Source organism: Tibeticola sp., from assembly GCF_022759015.1.
Classification (GTDB): Bacteria; Pseudomonadota; Gammaproteobacteria; order Burkholderiales; family Burkholderiaceae_C; genus Tibeticola; species Tibeticola sediminis.
Map to the genome: position 1 here is coordinate 1 of NZ_JAEMQB010000152.1, position 16,045 is coordinate 16,045.

Consider the following 16,045-nt stretch of genomic DNA (forward strand, 5'->3'; position numbering starts at 1 on the left):
TGAGCGGGCTATCCGAGTTGCGCGTGCAAATCGTCTGACGCCGGGCACTGCCTCTGGGCAGAGCCCGCCCCGGCCTGGGCAAACCGGAGCCTGCGCCGCGCCTAAAATTGCGCGCTTAGGGCAACGCTAAACCATTTCCTCGCGCGCCACGCATCCAGTGCCGGGGTCAAAGGTGCTGCCCTGTCCCTACTCGCTGCGTCCCCCAAACTCCATGCTGAACTTCCTCGAAGCCCTCGCCCGCGGGCTCGCCTGGATGGCGGGTCTGTTGCTCGCTTTCATCCTGGTACTGGCCACGCTGAGCATTCTCGGGCGCGAGACCCTGGGCTGGAGCCTCCCCGGGGATTACGAAGGCGTGGCGCTCGCCACCGCCGCCGCGGTGGGTTTGTTCATGCCGCTGTGCCAGATGCACCGCGGCCACATCGTCGTCGATTTTTTCACCGCGCGCGCGCCGGGTCGGGTCAACGCCGCGCTCGACCGCCTCGCCGCGGGGGTGCTGGGGCTGGCCTTCCTGCTGCTGGCCTGGCGTGCAGGCATCGGCGGGCTGGAGTCGTTCGAGAACCGCTCGACCACGATGCTGCTCGGCGTACCCGAGTGGCCGGCCTACACCAGCCTGGCGCTCGGTTTTGCCCTGAGCGGCCTCATCGGCCTGGCGCAGTGCGCCGCGGGCTTCGGCCGTCATGAGCGCTGCGACCCCGCCGAGCCGGGATGCCGCGCATGAGCGGCACTGAGGTCGCGCTCCTGACCATCGGGTTGATGTTTGCCCTGATGGTGCTGCGCCTGCCGATCGCCATTGCGATGTTCGTCGCAGGCTCGGTCGGTTACGTGGCCATCGCCGGCTGGGCGCCCTACGCCAGCTTCCTCAACAGCATGGCCTACGCGCGCTTTGCCAGCTACGACCTCTCGGTGATTCCGCTCTTTATCCTGATGGGCCAGTTTGCCACGCAAGGTGGCATCAGCAAGGCCTTGTTCGAGTTCACCGCCGCGCTGGTGGGCGGTCTGCGCGGCGGACTGGCGATGGCCTCGGTGATGGCCAGCGCGGCGTTCGGGGCGATCTGCGGCTCCTCGGTGGCCACCGCCGCCACCATTACCGGCGTGGCGCTGCCCGAGATGCAGCGCCACGGCTATTCCGGCCGGCTGGCCACGGGAACGCTCGCCACCGCCGGAACGCTGGGTATCCTCATTCCGCCCTCGGTGCCGCTGGTGATCTACGCGATCCTGACCGAGCAGAACATCGCCAAGCTGTTCCTTGCGGCCACCATCCCCGGCGTGCTGGCGATGGTGAGCTACCTGATCGTGATCGCGATCTACGTGCGCCTGGTGCCTGGCCACGCCCCCGCAGTGGACACCGAGCGCCCGCGGATGCGGCTGCAGACCGTGCTTGGGCTCGCACCGATCGCAACCGTCTTCCTGCTGGTGTTCGGCGGCATCTATGGCGGGTTCTTTTCGCCCACCGAAGGGGCGGCCGTGGGTGCGTTCGCCGCCTTGCTCGCGGCACTGGCCAAGGGTGAGATGAGTTGGGCGAAGCTGCGCAACAGCTTTTTCGCCACGGCCGAAAGCTCGGCCATGATTTTCCTGATCTTCATTGGCGCGGACGTGATGAACGCGACGCTCGCCCTCTCGCAGGTGCAACAGGTGCTGACCAATCTCATCGCCAGTTGGAACCTCGCGCCGATCTGGGTGATGCTGGCCATCGTGGCGTTGCACATTGCGCTCGGCACGGTCACGGAGGAGCTTTCCATCATCCTGCTCACCATCCCCATCTTCTTCCCCGTGGTGATGGGGCTCGATTTCGGCATGCCGAAGGAATCCGTCGCGCTGTGGTTTGGCATCCTGATCCTGATGGTGGTGTCCTTCGGCTTGCTCGTGCCTCCCATGGGCCTCAACGTGTATGTGGTCAACGGTCTGGCGCGCGGCGTGCCGCTGGGCGAAACCTTCCGCGGCGTGCTGCCGTTTCTGATCAGCGATTTCGTGCGCATCGGCCTCGTGCTGGCGTTTCCAGGCCTCGCTCTGGGCTTGGTCCGGCTCGTCTCGTGAACAACCGGGCCGCGCCCTGCGCCCCACCATCAACCCCCTTGAAACGCAATAGAGCACTCCATGATTCCAAGACGAAGCTTTCTCCAATCCACCGCCGCAGCCGCCGTGCTCGCGGCGCCCGCGATTCGCGGCTTGGCGCAGCCGACCGTCACGCTGAAATTCGCCACCTTCATGGCGCCACAGTCCAACGTCTGGATCAACATGCACAAGGCTTGGATGGACAAGGTGACCCAGGAGTCGGGTGGCCGCATCCAGTTCCAGGGCTACCCGGCCATGCAGCTCGGCGGCTCGCCGGCTCAGCTCTACGACCAGGCCAAGGACGGCGTGGCCGACATCATCTGGACACTGCCCGGCTACACGGCGGGGCGCTTCCCCCGGATCGAGGCGTTCGAGCTGCCGTTCATGATGAGCCACGCCGAAGCCACCTCCAAGGCACTGTGGGAATACATCCAAACGCTTGCTGCCGACGAGTTCAAGGGCACGCATCTGATCGCGGTGAACGTGCATGGGCCAGGCGTGATCCATACCGCCCATCAGCCGATACGGACGGCGGCCGACCTCAAGGGCCTCAAAATCCGCGGCCCGTCGCGCCAGGTCACCAAACTGCTGGCGACGCTCGGTGCCACCCCGGTGGGCATGCCGCTGCCAGCGATCCCCGACGCGCTCTCGAAGGGCACCATCGCGGGATGCGTCCTGCCGTGGGAGGTCGTCCCGTCGGTGAAGGTGCAGGAACTGACGCGCCACCATGCCGAGTTCGACCCCGCCGGCGGCGCGCTCTACACAGCCTGCTTCGTCATGGCCATGAACAAAGACCGTTACGACAGCCTGCCCGCGGACTTGAAGAAAGTGATCGACGCCAACTCAGGCTTGACCACCTCCGGCTGGCTCGGCAAGGTCCAACAAGCGGGCGACGTGACAGGCCGCCAAAGCGCCCTGGCGCGCGGCAACACCATTGCCACCATCGGACCCGAAGCCGCCCAGGAGTTTCGCCGTCGCTCGCGCACGCTCGAAGTCGAGTGGATCGAGGACATGAACAAGCGCGGTTACGACGGCAAAAAGCTGCTCGACGCCGCCAAGGCCTTGATCGAGAAGCACACCAAAACCAGTAAAGCCTGAAAGCAAAGCCTGTGATGGCCGACGCCTCCGCGGAGCCTCCTGGTTCCTGCACGGCGGCACCCCGATCGGTACACTGCCGTCATGTTCCGTAGCCCGATCAAGCACTGCCGCAACTGTGGCGCCCCGGTGGTCTACCGTTTGCCCGACGATGGTGACACCCGGGAGCGCGCCATCTGCACCGCCTGCCACACGGTGCACTACGAAAACCCGCTCAACGTGGTCGGCACCGTGCCCTACCTGGGCGAGCGGGTGCTGCTGTGCAAGCGCAACATCGAGCCGCGCTGGGGCAAGTGGACGCTGCCGGCCGGATTCATGGAATTGGGCGAAACCGCGCTGCAAGGCGCGGCCCGGGAAACCGACGAAGAGGCGGGAGCTCACTTCCAGATCGAAGGCTTGTTCAGCGTGCTCAGTGTGCCCCGCGTCGGCCAGGTGCACCTGTTCTACCGCGCACGCCTGCTCGACGAGCAGTTTGCCCCCGGCCACGAAACGATCGAGGCGCGGCTGTTCTCCGAGGCGGAGGTTCCCTGGGAGGAATTGGCGTTTCGGACCGTGCGCGAGACGCTGCTGCGCTTCTTTGCCGACCAGCGACGCGGCACCTTCGGCGTGCACAGCGTCGATATCGACTAGGACCCAACGAGCGAAAAGCCCGCAATCAAAACTGCGGGCTTTTCACTTTTTGATAGCACGACCGAGCCGAATCATGCCGGCGTGCGGACGATTCGGCTGAAAATTCAGGCGTGGGCCTTGTTGTAGTTGGCGATGCCGTCGGCGATTTCTTTGCGCGCGGCTTCCGGGCCTTCCCAGCCCAGCACCTTGACCCACTTGCCCTCTTCGAGGTCCTTGTAATGCTCGAAGAAGTGCGCGATGGTCTTGAGCCGCGCGGGGTTGAGGTCTTCGGGCTTTTGCCACTGGGTGTAGATCGACAGAATCTTGTCGGTCGGCACGGCGAGCACCTTGCCATCTTCGCCCGCTTCATCCTGCATCTTCAGGATGCCGATCGCGCGGCAAGGCACCACGACGCCCGGAATCAGCGGCACCGGGGTGATGACCAGCACGTCCACCGGGTCGCCGTCGCCGCTGAGCGTCTTGGGCACGTAGCCGTAGTTCGTGGGGTAGTGCATGGCCGTGCTCATGAAGCGGTCCACGAAGATCGCCCCGGTTTCTTTGTCGACCTCGTATTTGATCGGGTCGGCATTCATGGGGATTTCGATGATGACGTTGAAGGCTTCGGGCGCGTTCGGGCCGGGCGTGACGTTGTCGAGCGACATGAGGAGCAGTCTCTTTCGTTTTGTTGAGGATCAAGGGAGGGATCAGGATTAACCCTGATTTTACTTTCACGACCCTTGCGCGACACCGCAGCGTCACGGTTTGGCGGTAAATTGCGCGCGTTGGCCAATCGCCTCCCCCGCTGGAGCGCGAGGAAGCAACGCAGCGGGGGTTCCTCCACAGCGTTGAGCCCCTTCCAAGCGAAACAACGAATGAGGAGATCGACATGACTGGCAACTCGGCGCTGATTTTGGCGCTCGTCTGCGGGCTCTTGGCCGTGGCCTACGGACTGTGGGCACGCAGTTGGATTCTTGCGCAAGACCCGGGCAACGCCCGCATGCAGGAGATTGCGGCAGCCATCCAGGCCGGCGCGGCTGCTTACCTGGCGCGGCAATACAAAACCATCGCCATCGTCGGCGTGGTGCTCGCGGTGCTCATCGGCGTGTTCCTCGACGGCAAGACCGCCGTGGGCTTCGTCGTCGGCGCCGTGCTCTCGGGGGCATGTGGCTTCATCGGCATGAATGTCTCGGTGCGCGCCAACGTGCGCACCGCGCAGGCCGCCACGCGGGGCATCGGCCCGGCGCTGGACGTGGCCTTTCGCGGCGGCGCCATCACCGGCATGCTGGTGGTGGGCCTGGGGCTGCTTGGGGTAGCGGGCTTCTACGGGTTCCTGGTCGGCAATGGCAACCTCACACCCGACAAGCACCTCGCCGACCTGCTCAATCCCTTGATTGGTTTTGCCTTTGGCTCGTCGCTGATCTCGATCTTCGCGCGGCTCGGCGGCGGCATTTTCACCAAGGGCGCGGACGTCGGCGCCGATCTGGTCGGCAAGGTGGAGGCCGGCATTCCCGAGGATGACCCGCGCAACCCCGCCGTGATCGCCGACAACGTCGGCGACAACGTGGGCGACTGCGCTGGCATGGCCGCGGACCTGTTCGAGACCTACGCGGTCACGCTGATCGCCACCATGGTGCTCGGCGCGCTGATGGTCGCAGCCGCCCCGGCGCAGGCGGTCGTCTACCCGCTCGCACTCGGCGGCGTGTCCATCATCGCCTCGATCATCGGTTGCTTCTTCGTCAAAGCGACGCCTGGGATGAAAAACGTCATGCCCGCCCTCTACAAGGGCCTGGCGATCGCGGGCGGCCTCTCGCTGGTGCTCTTTCTCGGCGTGACGCTCTGGATCATCCCCGACAACGCCATCGCCGCAAGCGGCAGCCAAATGCGCCTCTTTGGCGCCACGGTCGTCGGCCTCGCGCTCACGGCTGCGCTGGTCTGGATCACCGAGTACTACACCGGCACGCAATACAAACCCGTGCAGCACATCGCGCAGGCATCCACCACGGGCCACGGCACCAACATCATCGCGGGCCTGGGCGTGTCGATGCGCTCGACGGCCTGGCCGGTGATCTTCGTCTGCATCGCCATCGTGGTGTCTTACACGCTCGCCGGCCTCTACGGCATTGCGGTGGCCGCCATGTCCATGCTCAGCATGGCCGGCATCATCGTCGCGCTCGATGCCTATGGGCCCATCACGGACAACGCCGGTGGCATCGCCGAGATGAGCGAACTGCCCAGCAGCGTGCGCGACATCACCGACCCGCTCGACGCGGTCGGCAACACCACCAAGGCCGTGACCAAGGGTTATGCCATCGGCTCTGCGGGCTTGGCCGCGCTGGTGCTGTTCGCCGACTACACGCACAAGCTCGAGGGGCTGGGCCAGTCGGTCAGTTTCAACCTCTCCGACCCGATGGTCATCGTCGGCCTCTTCATCGGCGGCCTCATTCCCTATCTTTTCGGTGCCATGGCCATGGAAGCCGTCGGGCGCGCCGCGGGCGCGGTGGTGGTGGAGGTGCGGCGCCAGTTCAGCACCATTCAAGGCATCATGGAAGGCACGGCCAAGCCGGAATACGGCGTGGCGGTCGACATGCTGACCAAGGCTGCCATCAAGGAGATGATGATCCCGAGCCTGTTGCCGGTGGTCACCCCCATCCTGGTCGGCTTGTTGCTCGGCCCGAAGGCACTCGGTGGCCTGCTCATGGGGACGATCGTTACCGGCCTCTTCGTGGCGATCTCGATGTGTACCGGCGGCGGTGCCTGGGACAACGCCAAGAAATACATCGAGGATGGCCACTTCGGCGGCAAGGGCAGCGAAGCGCACAAAGCCGCTGTTACGGGCGACACCGTGGGCGACCCTTACAAAGACACGGCGGGTCCCGCGGTCAACCCATTGATCAAGATCATCAACATCGTGGCGCTGCTGATTGTGCCGCTCGTGGTGCGCTTCCACGGCGGCTGATTGGTCATGATGCCGTGTACCCGGCGAGCGCCCAACGCCGGGCCCACAAGGCCAGAGCGGCCAACACGCAGAAGGCGGCTCCGGCACCGAAGGTCCAGGCCGGGCCGTACTGTTGCCACAGCGCCCCGGCAATCACACTGGCCAGGAGCATGGCCCCGCCACTGACCAGGTTGAAAAAGCCAAAGGCGGTGCCGCGCAGATCGGCCGGCGCCACCTCGGCGACCATGGCAGCGAGCAAACCCTGGGTCAGCCCCATGTGGGTTCCCCAGAGCAGCACACCCACCAGCAGGCCGCTCCAGTGCGTGCTGCTCGCAATGACGAGGTCGGCCACGGCCAGCACCGCCAGACCGGCCAGCAGCATCGGCCCGTGCGACACGCGGTCCGAGAGCTTGCCAAAGGGGTAGGCACTGAGCGCATACACCGCGTTCATGGCAACCATGACCAGCGGCACCAGCGCCACCGGAACACCGGTTTGCTCGGCGCGCAAAACCAAAAATGCCTCCGAAAACCGCGCGAGTGTAAAAACCGCTGCGACCGCGACCACCCACCAATAGGGTGTGCCGAGCCGACGCAGATTGGCCCGCGAAATCGGGTTGCCCGGCGTGCGGCTCGCCGTGCCGTCCGGATCACGCACCCCCAGGGCCAGCAGCAACACCGCCAACGCCGCAGGAATGATCGCGACGACGAACACCGCACGGAAGTCGTTCGCCCACAGCAGCATGAGGCCAACCGCGATCAGCGGCCCGGCAAAGGCGCCCACCGTGTCGAGCGACTGCCGCAGCCCGAAGGCGGCGCCACGCAAAGCAGGGGGCGCCAGGTCGGCCACCAAAGCATCGCGCGGGGCCCCGCGTATGCCTTTGCCGATGCGGTCGATGATGCGCGCCGAAAACACCCAGCCGGCGCTGGGAGCAAAGGCGAACAAGGGTTTGGACAGTGCCCCAAGCCCATAGCCCAGCACCGCGAGCGCCTTTCGTTTGCCCAGCCAGTCGCTGATCACCCCCGAAAACACCTTGACGACCAGCGCCGTCGCCTCGGCGAGGCCCTCGATGAGCCCGACGAGCGCCACGCTGATGCCCAAACTGCCCACCATGAACATCGGTAAGAGGCTGTGGATCATCTCCGAGCCGATGTCCATCAGCAGGCTCACGAAGCCCAGGATCCAGATCGCTGCAGGCAGGCGTGGTGCTTCCGCCCCGAGGGAGGCGTTCTTGGTTTCACTCATGATGGGCTCGGCTTCAGCGTTTCAGATCGTGCGTGAGCGCACGCAGCGCTTCCTCATCGAGGGTTTCCCGCGCGAGCAGCTCGCGCGCGCAGCGCTCGAGGATCTCGCGGTTGCGGGTGAGCACACCCGTGGCCTCGTCGAACGCATCCATGACGATGCGGCGCACCGCCTCGTCGATGCGCTCCAAGGTCTGCGGGCTGGCCTGCGGGGCCGTGGGCATACCGGGCACGTCGAGGAACTGCTGGCGCGGCGGCTCCCAGGCCACATAGCCCAAAGACTCCTCCATGCCGTAGCGCGTGACCATGTCGCGGGCGATGTCGGTGGCCTTCGCCAGATCGTCGGCAGCGCCGGTCGACAATTGGCCAAACACCAACTTCTCTGCCGCCCGACCACCGAGCAGCACCGCGATCTTGTGCTCGAGTTCGGGCCGGGTCATCAGAAAGCGATCCTCGGTCGGCCGCTGCAAGGTATAGCCGAGCGCTCCGATGCCGCGCGGGATGATCGACACCTTGTGCACCGCCTCCGCCTCGACCAGGGCCAGCGACACCAGCGCGTGGCCCATCTCATGGTACGCGACGACCTCGCGCTCATGCGGGTTGAGCACGCGGTTTTTCTTCTCGAGGCCGGCCACGATGCGCTCGATCGCCGCCGTGAAGTCCGCCAGGGTCACCTCGCTTGCGCCGCGGCGAGTGGCGGCCAGGGCGGCTTCGTTGCACAGGTTGGCGAGATCCGCGCCGGAAAAACCGGTGGTCAGAGCCGCGACTTGCTCCAAATCCACATCCTTGGCCAAGCGAATCTTGCGGGTGTGAACCTGAAGGATTTGCACCCGGCCCTTCTTGTCGGGCCGATCGACCAGCACCTGACGGTCGAAGCGGCCCGCGCGCAGCAGCGCCGGGTCGAGAATCTCGGGCCGGTTCGTCGCGGCCAGCACGACGAGGCCGCTTGAATTGTCGAAGCCATCGAGTTCGACCAGCAACTGGTTGAGCGTCTGCTCGCGCTCGTCATGTCCGCCGACCAGGCCTGCTGCACCCCGGGCGCGCCCCAGAGCGTCGAGCTCATCGATGAAGATGATCGCGGGCGCCTTCTCCCGTGCCTGCTCGAAGAGGTCACGCACGCGCGCCGCGCCCACACCCACGAACATCTCGACGAATTCGCTGCCGCTGATGCTGAAAAACGGCACGCCCGCTTCACCCGCCACTGCCTTGGCCAGCAAGGTCTTGCCCGTGCCCGGTGGACCAACCAACAGCACCCCCTTGGGCATGCGAGCCCCCAGCCGGCCATAGCCTTGCGGGTCTTTGAGGAAGGCCACGATTTCCTGCAGTTCGGCCTTGGCTTCATCGACCCCCGCGACGTCGGCAAAAGTCACGCCCGTGTTCTGCTCCACATACACCTTGGCCCGGCTCTTGCCGATGCTCATGAAACCGCCGAGCCCGCCGATGCCGCCCTGTTTTTCGGCGATGCGTCGGAACACGAAGTACCACAGCCCGAAAAACACGAGCGTCGGTGCGACCCAGGACATCAGATCGCGCAAGAAGGTGCTCTCGTACACCCGGGTGTAGGGAACCTTGTAAGCATCGAGCCGCTGAGCCATCTCGGGCTCGACCCGCGTCGCGACGAGCACGGTCTTGCCATTGGCTTCCGGGGTCTTGAGCTTGCCGGTGACGAGCTTTTCGCCAATCAGCACTTCGGCCACCCGACCCTCGGCCAGCGCCTGTTCGAACGCGCTGTAGGGGACGGTTTCGACCTGCTGCTGCGTTTGCCACCACGACTGCAGAGTCAGCAACAGCAGCAGTGCCGTGATCCAGTAACCGATGTTCCAGCGTTGTTGAGCATCCATAGAAATTTTGAAATGGGGATTGCGGGGAGTACGGTGCGACGTCGATGATGCTGCGTCACAGCCAGCGGGCCAGCTGCTCGACCTCTTCGGCGAACATCTGCCCGCGCTCGGCCTGCAGCACCTTGCCTTCGCGCGAACGCACCAGGGTAATCGGCAAGCCGCGGGGCTTGGGCAAGACACGCTGGACTTCTGGCGTGACCCAAGCGGCGGGGAAGGTGTAACCCTTCTTTTTGAGATAGGCCTCGGCGTCCTGCGGCTTCTTGTCGATCGAGAGCGTCAGCATCACGAGCCCGCGGTCTCGGTGCGAGAGCCACAGTTTTTGCATTTCCGGGCTTTGCAGTGCACAAAACGGGCAGGTGCTGGCCCACCAATAGACGATGCAGACGTGGCCGTCGGCCTGCTCGGGCCGAAACGCCGTGCCATCGAGCAGCGTGAGCGCCGGCAGTTTGAGGAACGAGCCCACGGCCGGCAAGGGCGGCGCCTTGGCTTCGGCGGCGGCAGCCGAAGCGGCACCGGCGTCCGCGGTCTGCGCGGCGCTCCAGCGCGGCAAGCTCGAGACGGCAGCCCAAGCTGCGGCGTGGGTCAAAACGGTACGGCGACGGGACGGCATCACGAGTCTCCTCGAAGGGCGCGGGGTTGAGCCTATGGGCTCCGATGGTAGCGCGGCATAATGAATTCCATGTCCGAACGCGTCATTCCTCTGCTCGACGAGCGCACGACCACCCTGCTCGCGCGTGTACCCGCGCAGCCCATCGCCGCGACGGGGTTGCTCGGGGACGGCTTGGGGCGGCCGCTGCGCGATCTGCGCATCAGTGTGACCGACCGCTGCAACTTCCGCTGCAACTACTGCATGCCCAAGGAAGTGTTCGACAAGGACTATCCCTACCTGCCGCACAGCGCGTTGCTCAGCTTCGAGGAAATCACCCGCATCGCCCGCGTCTTCACCGCCCACGGCGTGCGCAAGCTTCGCCTGACCGGGGGCGAGCCGCTGCTGCGTAAGGGGCTGGAGCGGCTCATCGAGCAACTCGCGGCGTTGCGTACCCATGATGGCGAGCCGCTCGACATCACGCTCACCACCAACGGCTCGCTGCTCGCGCGCAAGGCGCGCTCGTTGAAGGATGCGGGCTTGAAGCGGGTGACGGTCAGCCTCGACGGTCTCGACGATGCCGTGTTCCGCCGCATGAACGACGTGGACTTTCCCGTGGCGGCGGTGCTCGAAGGCATCGAGGCCGCGCGGGCGGTGGGCTTGGCCCCGATCAAGGTCAACATGGTCGTCAAACGCGGCACGAACGAGCATGAAATCCTGCCCATGGCGCGGTACTTCCGCGGCAGCGGCATCGTGCTGCGCTTCATCGAGTACATGGACGTGGGCGCGACCAACGGCTGGCGCATGGACGAGGTGCTGCCCAGCGCCGAGGTGGTGCGCCGCATTCACGCAGAGTTGCCGCTGGTTCAGCTCGACCCGTCGGCCCCGGGTGAGACGGCCGAGCGCTGGGGCTACGCCGGGGCTGATGGCCGGCATGACCCGGCGCTCGGCGAAATCGGCGTCATCAGCAGCGTGACGCAGGCGTTTTGCCGCGATTGCAACCGCGCGCGGCTTTCGACCGAGGGCAAGCTCTACCTGTGCCTGTTTGCCGAGCGCGGTTGGGACTTGCGCCACCTGCTGCGCGGCGAGCAACCCGTGAGCGACGAGGAACTCGCCAGTGCCATCGGCGCCATTTGGCAGCAACGGACCGATCGCTATTCCGAACTGCGCGCGCAGCTCCCAACCGAGGCCGGCCGGGGCGCACGCCGGGTCGAAATGAGCTACATCGGCGGCTGAGAGGCTGAGAGCGAATTGGTCATGCCCGCTTTGACGTCACAAAACACGCCAGAGGGCGTTGCAAATGCGCGCCGTAGCCCGAGCTACGGCTGTGCTTTGCGCCTACTCGGGCGCGTTTTGGGGCGCCCCTTCGGGCACGCCCAATTCCCTCTCAGCCTCTGAGGCCCGCATGAACTTTGCCTCGCATCCTTCCTCCGAACACGCGCACGGCGTTCCGCCGCCCGAAAACACCCCCATGCCGCCGACCCGGGCCGGTGCCATCACGGCCATCATCCTCGCCGGTGGGCGCGGCTCGCGCATGGGCGGGGTAGACAAAGGGCTGCAGAACTTCAACGGCCTGCCGCTGGCGTTACACGCGCTGATGCGGCTGCGCAGCCAAACCGGAGGCTTGGTGGGCGAAGTGATGATCAATGCCAACCGCAATCTGGCGGCCTACGAAGCGTTTGGTGTGCCGGTCTGGCCGGACACGCTGGCCGACTACGCCGGGCCTCTGGCGGGCTTTCTGACCGGACTCGAGCGTTGCGAAACGCCTTGGCTGCTCACGGTGCCCTGCGACACCCCGCTCTTTCCGCTCGACCTGGCGCAGCGGCTGGCCGAGGCGGCCGCGCGCGAAAACGCCGAGATCGCCATGGCCGCCGCGCCCGAAGAAGACGGCACGGTGCGCGCGCAGCCGGTATTCAGCCTGCTGCGCGTCGACCTGCTCGAAAGTCTGGTCCGCTATACCCACGAAGGCGGCCGCAAGATCGACCGCTGGACGGCGCAGCACCGCACCGTGCTCGTGCCGTTCGATCGCGCGCAGGACGAGGCGCACGCTTTCTACAACGCCAACACGCTGTCTGAACTGCGCGCGCTCGAACGACGCTGACTCCGCAGGCCCCGCGCGCCCGCCCGCAGGGCCGCCCCTTCCTTCCCGCTTTGCTGACCCGCATGAAATCCCTCGAAGCCATCGCCGCCGAGATTGCCGGCTATGACCCCCAGGCGCTGCGCGCCGACGCGGTGGGCGCCTTCCTCGAACGCCTCGTCGAGCCGGTGCGCGAAGCCGAAACCGTGGCACTGCCCGACGCGCTCGACCGCATCCTGGCCGCCGACGTGATCTCGCCACTGAGCGTGCCACCGCACGACAACTCGGCGATGGACGGTTACGCTTTTGACGGTACGGCCCTGCGCCCGGAAGCCACGCTGACGCTGCGCGTGGTCGGAACGGCGCTCGCGGGCAAAGCCTGGCAAGGCACGGTCGGACCGGGGGAGTGCCTCAAGATCATGACCGGCGCCATCCTGCCCGCCGGGCTCGACACCGTGGTGCCGCAGGAATTCACCCGCAGCGAGGGCGACCTCGTCACCGTGCCCGCCGGGGTGGTACGGCGCGGCGACAACCGGCGTTTGCGTGGCGAAGACCTGATGGCCGGGCAGCCTGCGCTGCGCCGCGGCCACCGGCTCACGCCCGCCGCCTGCGGCTTGCTGGCAAGCCTCGGGCAGCAAACGGTCTCGGTGCTGCGCCGCCCGCGCGTGGCGTATTTCTCGACCGGGGATGAAATTCTCAGCCTGGGCGAGGCGCCGCGCGAGGGCGCCGTCTACGACAGCAACCGCTACACCGTGCTGGGCCTGCTGCGCCGGCTCGGCTGCGAGCCGATCGATCTCGGCCATGTGCGCGACGAACCCACGGCCCTCGAGGCGCGTTTTCGCGAGGCCGCCGCCCAGGCCGACGCCGTCATCACCAGCGGCGGCGTCAGCGTGGGCGAGGCCGACTACACCAAGGCCATGATGAAAAAGCTCGGCGACGTCGCCTTCTGGCGCATCGCCATGCGCCCCGGCCGCCCCATGGCCGTGGGGCGCATTTGTGCAGAAAAAACACCGGATTCCCAGCGTGAAACGGTCGTTCCCAGCTATGAAAAAATGACCGCAGGGTCGAGCGATGCGGTGTTGTTCGGCCTGCCCGGCAACCCGGTGGCGGTCATGGTGACCTTTCTGGCCTTCGTGCGCCCGGCGCTGCTGCGCATGATGGGCTGCACCGACGCACCGCCGCCGCTGCTGCGGGCCCACAGCGCCGAGGCGCTGCGCAAAAAACCCGGCCGCACCGAATACCAGCGCGGCATCGTGAGCCGCGGCGCCGACGGGTGTTTGAGCGTGCGCACCACGGGCAACCAAGGCTCGGGCGTGTTGCGCTCGATGGTGCAAGCCAACGGCCTCATCGTGCTGCACCACGATCAGGGCAACGTCGCGGTGGGCGACCTGGTCGACGTGATGATGTTCGACGGGGTGATGGGGCCGTAGAGGACGGGGGCAAGATCGGCCTAGGGCAACGCTGAGTAAGTTCCCGTGATCGCGCGCGCCCGGCCGCGGGATGGGATGCGAGGCGCAAACCGCAGCCATAGCCGCAGCTATGGCGAGGATTTGCAACGAAGCAGACCGCCCGCAGCCGGGATGCGTGGCGCGCGAGGGACTTGTTCAGCGTTGCCCTGGCCTTATTCCGCGAGAACCACGTGGTCGCGGCCGGCTTGCTTGCCTCGATACAGCGCCGCATCGGCCCGTGCCACGGCGGTCGAAAGCTCTTCCTCCGCGCCGACCGGCGCCAAGCCCGCTGTAAAGCTCACCGTAAGGCTGCGCCCGTCCGGCAGGGTCGCGGGGCTGCGGGCGACCGCCGCGCGCAAACGCTCGGCGGCGCGCAGGGCTTGAGCGGCATCCTCGGTCCGCAGCAACACCAGGAACTCCTCCCCGCCGAAGCGATACAGGGGCTCGCTCTTGCGCAGCTGCTTTCGAAGGATTTGGACGAAATGCACCAGCACGGCGTCGCCCGCCGGATGGCCGTAACGATCATTCACCGCTTTGAAGTGATCGATGTCGAGCATCAAGACCCAGAGCCGTTCGCCATGCCGCAGCGCATCCGCCCGGCACAGCGCGAAATCCCGCTCGATGCCGTAGCGCATCGGCAAGCCGGTCAGCGCGTCATGCCGCACCGCGGTCGCGAGCGCCAGCGTCTTGACATGGGCGAGCTGATCGATGAATGCCCGCTGCGTGCGCTCGAAAGTGTCGAGGGCCTCCACCGAGCCGGGTTGCCCCTTCAGGACGGCGTCGCAAATCGCACGCACGGCCGCGTGCATGGCTTCATGTTCGTGGGCGATGGCGGCAGCCGCGTCGGCATCGAGCGCCTCGAACTGCGCAGAGGCCGACTGAAACCAACGGCCGAAATGGCACAGCCGATGCGCCTCGGCCGAGAGCACGTCGTCGCCGGGCGAGACGCGCAGGACCGCACAGCGCAGCAGCCGGCGCGACCACTCCATATGCGCTTCGACGGCGGCGTCGAGACGGTCGACGAAGTCGCTGAGTTCGGGATCGAGGGGGGTGTGCGTCGCGGTCATACGTAACAAGTGTAAGCCCGCTACCGAAATGACTCAGCTGATCTCGCGTATGAGCGCGCGCAGCGCCGGACCGGTCTCGGGATGTTCGAGGCCCAGCCGCAGCGTGGCCTCGAGGAAGCCGGCTTTGCTTCCACAGTCGTAGCGACGCCCCGCGTAGCGATAGGCATAGACCGCTTCCTCAGCCAACAAAGCCGCAATGCCGTCGGTGAGCTGCAACTCCCCGCCGGCACCCGTGCCCACGCGATGCAGATGGTGAAACACCCGGGGGCTGAGGATGTAGCGCCCGACGACGGCCTCGGTGCTCGGAGCCTGCTCCGGCTCGGGCTTTTCCACGATCGCATCGAGCGCGGTGACCGATGCCGCGACGCTGCGGCCGTGCACGATGCCGTAGCGCCGCGTCTGCTCGCGCGGCACTTCCTCGGTCGCCAGCAAACTCCCGCCGAGCGAGCGATGCAGCGCCACCATCTGCGCGAGCACGGGCGGCTCACCGATGAGCAAATCGTCGGCCAGCAGCACCGCAAAGGGTTCGTTGCCGACCAGACGCTCGGCACACAACACCGCCGCACCCAAGCCGTTGGCCCGCGGCTGGCGCACGAACACACACTGCACCTCGGGCGGCTTGACCTGGCGAACCACTTCCAGCAAGGCGAGCTTGCCCGCCTGCTCCAACTCATGCTCGAGCTCGAACGCCGTGTCGAAATGGTCCTCGATGGCCCGCTTGTGCCGACCGGTGACGAAGATCATCTCGGTGATGCCTGCCGCATACGCCTCCTCGACCGCGTACTGAATGAGCGGCTTGTCGATGATCGGCAACATCTCTTTCGGTGTGGCCTTGGTAGCCGGCAAAAAACGGGTGCCGAGGCCCGCGACGGGGAACACGGCCTTGGTGATCGGGCTCATGGGTGGGGAATCGGGATTCGGGACAGCGAGCCGGCCACGCTCAACCGAAGCGGCCAGACCCTGGCATTATGCGGCCCTCTCCAGCACCCAACGGATCTCGGAGCCGCCGCAGATCGCCAGCATCCCACCGACCGATACCGCCCGACACTCAGCCGCGAACAGAATCCCGAGCACACCGATCATGACCACGACCCCA

14 protein-coding genes are annotated in these 16,045 nt (G+C 66.3%); 8 read left to right on the plus strand and 6 right to left on the minus strand.

All coding sequences use genetic code 11. From position 1 onward, the window contains the following. Positions 1–211: 211 nt before the first annotated feature. The 4 genes from JHC36_RS09540 (at position 212) to JHC36_RS09555 (ending at position 3,777) form a co-directional block, all read left to right on the plus strand. Positions 212–718, plus strand: coding sequence for a TRAP transporter small permease (locus JHC36_RS09540; protein ID WP_287918537.1), 507 nt, complete (start codon positions 212–214; stop codon positions 716–718). Further along, a complete protein-coding gene (locus JHC36_RS09545; RefSeq protein ID WP_287918539.1) occupies positions 715–2,034 on the plus strand; it encodes a TRAP transporter large permease in 1,320 nt (439 codons plus the stop codon). The genes JHC36_RS09540 and JHC36_RS09545 overlap by 4 nt, the downstream gene beginning before the upstream one ends. Positions 2,035–2,094: 60 nt before the next feature. After that, positions 2,095–3,150 carry a TRAP transporter substrate-binding protein gene (locus JHC36_RS09550; RefSeq protein ID WP_287918541.1) on the plus strand — a complete coding sequence of 352 codons (1,056 nt, stop codon included), beginning with the start codon at positions 2,095–2,097 and terminating at the stop codon, positions 3,148–3,150. Between the two features lie 81 nt (positions 3,151–3,231). Further along, positions 3,232–3,777 (plus strand): NUDIX hydrolase, encoded by a 546-nt coding sequence (locus JHC36_RS09555; RefSeq protein WP_287918543.1) that lies wholly within the window; start codon positions 3,232–3,234, stop codon positions 3,775–3,777. Between the two features lie 104 nt (positions 3,778–3,881). Here JHC36_RS09555 and ppa read toward each other — a convergent pair whose 3' ends face one another. Further along, the gene (gene ppa, locus JHC36_RS09560; protein ID WP_124219379.1) at positions 3,882–4,418 is read right to left on the minus strand and encodes an inorganic diphosphatase; all 537 of its coding nucleotides are present in this window, start codon (positions 4,416–4,418) and stop codon (positions 3,882–3,884) included. A gap of 224 nt (positions 4,419–4,642) precedes the next feature. Between ppa and JHC36_RS09565 the strand changes: the two genes are divergently transcribed. Continuing rightward, complete coding sequence (locus JHC36_RS09565) at positions 4,643–6,712, plus strand: sodium-translocating pyrophosphatase (RefSeq protein WP_287918546.1); 2,070 nt, start codon at positions 4,643–4,645, stop codon at positions 6,710–6,712. 4 nt (positions 6,713–6,716) lie between these two features. Here the strand turns inward: JHC36_RS09565 and JHC36_RS09570 are convergent, their stop codons facing one another. Genes JHC36_RS09570 through JHC36_RS09580 form a run of 3 tightly spaced genes read right to left on the minus strand, consistent with a single transcriptional unit; the run spans position 6,717 to position 10,381 of the window. Beyond that, positions 6,717–7,934, minus strand: a complete 1,218-nt coding sequence (locus JHC36_RS09570; protein ID WP_287918548.1) for an MFS transporter — start codon at positions 7,932–7,934, stop codon at positions 6,717–6,719. Between the two features lie 13 nt (positions 7,935–7,947). Next, positions 7,948–9,771 carry an ATP-dependent zinc metalloprotease FtsH gene (gene ftsH, locus JHC36_RS09575; protein WP_287918550.1) on the minus strand — a complete coding sequence of 608 codons (1,824 nt, stop codon included), beginning with the start codon at positions 9,769–9,771 and terminating at the stop codon, positions 7,948–7,950. A gap of 55 nt (positions 9,772–9,826) precedes the next feature. Then, a complete protein-coding gene (locus tag JHC36_RS09580; protein ID WP_287918552.1) occupies positions 9,827–10,381 on the minus strand; it encodes a TlpA disulfide reductase family protein in 555 nt (184 codons plus the stop codon). 69 nt (positions 10,382–10,450) lie between these two features. On the opposite strand from JHC36_RS09580, the gene moaA reads away from it, so the two are divergent. The 3 genes from moaA to moeA all read left to right on the plus strand — a co-directional run bounded on the left by moaA (position 10,451) and on the right by moeA (position 13,864). After that, positions 10,451–11,593: a GTP 3',8-cyclase MoaA gene (gene moaA, locus JHC36_RS09585; RefSeq protein ID WP_287918553.1), complete on the plus strand. Its 1,143-nt coding sequence runs from the start codon at positions 10,451–10,453 to the stop codon at positions 11,591–11,593. A gap of 235 nt (positions 11,594–11,828) precedes the next feature. Beyond that, on the plus strand, positions 11,829–12,458 hold the full coding sequence (gene mobA / locus JHC36_RS09590) for a molybdenum cofactor guanylyltransferase MobA (protein WP_287918559.1): 630 nt from the start codon (positions 11,829–11,831) through the stop codon (positions 12,456–12,458). Positions 12,459–12,520: 62 nt separating this feature from the next. Then, entirely contained in the window at positions 12,521–13,864 is a 1,344-nt protein-coding gene (gene moeA / locus JHC36_RS09595) for a molybdopterin molybdotransferase MoeA (RefSeq protein WP_287918554.1), read from the plus strand. 191 nt (positions 13,865–14,055) lie between these two features. Here moeA and JHC36_RS09600 read toward each other — a convergent pair whose 3' ends face one another. After that, positions 14,056–14,949 carry a diguanylate cyclase gene (locus JHC36_RS09600; protein WP_287918556.1) on the minus strand — a complete coding sequence of 298 codons (894 nt, stop codon included), beginning with the start codon at positions 14,947–14,949 and terminating at the stop codon, positions 14,056–14,058. Between the two features lie 33 nt (positions 14,950–14,982). Further along, complete coding sequence (gene galU, locus JHC36_RS09605; protein ID WP_287918557.1) at positions 14,983–15,849, minus strand: UTP--glucose-1-phosphate uridylyltransferase GalU; 867 nt, start codon at positions 15,847–15,849, stop codon at positions 14,983–14,985. Between the last annotated feature and the right edge of the window lie 196 nt (positions 15,850–16,045).